At 71.3% G+C, this 307-nt stretch carries 1 protein-coding gene; it reads right to left on the bottom strand.

Features of this window, described 5'->3' with window-relative positions; all coding sequences use genetic code 11:
* Positions 1-98: 98 nt before the first annotated feature.
* Positions 99-307 (bottom strand): hypothetical protein (locus EN850_RS36770; RefSeq protein WP_210238083.1); only part of this gene is annotated, 209 nt, incomplete at its 5' end.

Below are 307 nucleotides of genomic sequence, written 5' to 3'. Positions count from 1 at the left end.
GTGTTCGCCGGCTGCCGGGCGACGACCGCCGCGCCACTTGGCACTGCGCCGGCAGAGCGGCACCAGCTGATGCCGGTCACGGCGCGGAACGTGGCGCGTTACTGTGCGGCCAGGGCGAAATCCAGGCCGGCGCACACCGCAGCCACCTGGGCGTCATTGCATTCCTGCGGGTTGGTGCGCGGGCTGTCCGGGTAGACCTCGGTGGTGGTGGCAAAGCGCGCATCGGTGAAGCCGGCGCAGGCACCGATCGAACGCGACTCACCCCAGACCACGCCCGGCGACTGCAACGGCAGGCCGACCAGGTTGC

The sequence above is a fragment of the Mesorhizobium sp. M8A.F.Ca.ET.207.01.1.1 genome (assembly GCF_004794715.1).
Classification (GTDB): Bacteria; Pseudomonadota; Alphaproteobacteria; order Rhizobiales; family Rhizobiaceae; genus Mesorhizobium.
This window is presented reverse-complemented; position numbering and strand designations above follow the sequence as displayed.